Source organism: Paenibacillus sp. J31R109 (assembly GCF_059692055.1).
This window is the reverse complement of sequence record NZ_JCAUAR010000048.1, coordinates 1-1,620: the sequence shown is the minus strand read 5'-3', so window position 1 is coordinate 1,620 and position 1,620 is coordinate 1. Positions and strand designations below refer to the sequence as shown.

1 protein-coding gene is annotated in these 1,620 nt (G+C 41.4%); it reads right to left on the bottom strand.

Annotation, left to right across the window (positions count from 1 at the left end):
* Positions 1-96 precede the first annotated feature (96 nt).
* Positions 97-1,335: an IS110 family RNA-guided transposase gene (locus tag AC58QT_RS35975; RefSeq protein WP_497413123.1), complete on the bottom strand. Its 1,239-nt coding sequence runs from the start codon at positions 1,333-1,335 to the stop codon at positions 97-99.
* Positions 1,336-1,620 lie beyond the last annotated feature (285 nt).

Genomic DNA, 1,620 nt, shown 5'->3' with positions numbered 1-1,620 from the left:
TTAATACGAAAATAAAATGTTGCAAATTGGATATAATGATGCGTATAGGCAAAAAAAAGTCCCACTACCTGAAAAACTAACTTTTTCCGAAAAAAATTAGTTTGCGCCTTGGTTGTTTAATTGAATTTGATATCCCATCTGCTGGATATGTTTTATGTAGTACTCTAGCGTTTTTTCTTTAGGCGCACCACCGCCAATGGGTGCGTCTTCTTCTTTATATAACGTCTTATCTCTCATTAGTGCATAGATGATTCGAGATAGAAGATGCGCCGTAGCTACACTCGCTTTTTTGTCTCCTCTTCTTTTCCTTACCTGTCGAAAAAATCGCCCAATTCGATTATTCGATTTACTATTGGCCCATACTACCTGACACAGTGTCGATTTAATGTGTTTGTTCCCTTGTACTGTTTTTGATCGTTTCTTCTTACCCGCACTTTCGTTATTACCCGGACAGAGTCCCGCCCAAGACGCAAACTGGGCATCACTTGGAAATAACTCCGCTACATGCGGACCTATCTCTGCAAAAATATCCCCCGCTGCTTTTGCTTCTATTCCTGGGATAGAATCTATCCTTTCTACTGCCTCCTTATTACATTCCAATAACTTTTCTATTTCTGTTCCCAGTCTTTCAATCTTCTGCTCAAGGTACTCCATGTGTTCCCAATGCTCTGAGATCATATGACGATGATGCTTTCGAAGTCGGCCATTTAACGCCTCTACCAAATCGGGTACTTTTTGTTTTAACTTTGAATATACTACTGTTCTAATTTCTTCCGCTTCCATTACTTCTCCATTCATCAGCTTCTGCAGCAACGCCCTCCCAGAAACCCCAAAAATGTCCGACACATAGGTCGTCAGCTTAATATTCGCATCCTGTAGGACTTTGTGGATTCGATTCTTTTCTGAAGCGAGCGCTTGGATCATTTTTCTTCGGTAACGTGTTAGATCTCTTAAATCCCGAATTTCTTCATCAGGCACCATACTGGCTTGCACTAAGCCACTACGATGCAACTGAGCCAGCCACTGAGCATCTTTTATATCTGTTTTTCGTCCTGGCATGTTCTTTACGCTCTTCGCATTAGCTAACACTAACTCGCATGTGCTTTCTAAAATATTCCAGACTGGTTTCCATAACACGCCCGTGCTTTCCATAACTACTTCCTTACATTCATGCTGACCAAGCCAATCTTGAAGCTTCAGCAACTCTTTGGTTGTTGTTCCGAATGTTTCAATGTAGCTCTTCGGTTTATGCTCTAAAGATCCTTTCAATACACAGGCAACTACCGTTTTCTGATGAACATCCAGTCCTGCGCAACAACCTCTCACAGCGTCCATACTTAAACCCTCTCTCAACATTTATACAAATCATGCGCCCGGAAAGGTGTAATTTAATACACGTAATATTGGGTTTACAATAGGCGGTGCTCGCGAAGCGCAGTAGGACGGTTTTTTCGACAGGATCGAGTCCCAATATTCGAACGTCCTTTGATTTGTATCTTTTAGTTTTGACAGAATTGAGAGAACTTAGAAGGTCTAGACTTTAAGAACAGCTGCGTGATGCATAAAACCATTTTCATTCTAGGGGGTGGCAATGGAACATTGTCATGGCTGTTTTTTCGA

Coding starts and splice junctions, on each gene's coding strand:
- AC58QT_RS35975 (WP_497413123.1), bottom strand. CDS start 1,335: ATGGACGCTGTGAGAGGTTGTTGCGCAGGACTGGATGTTCATCAGAAA.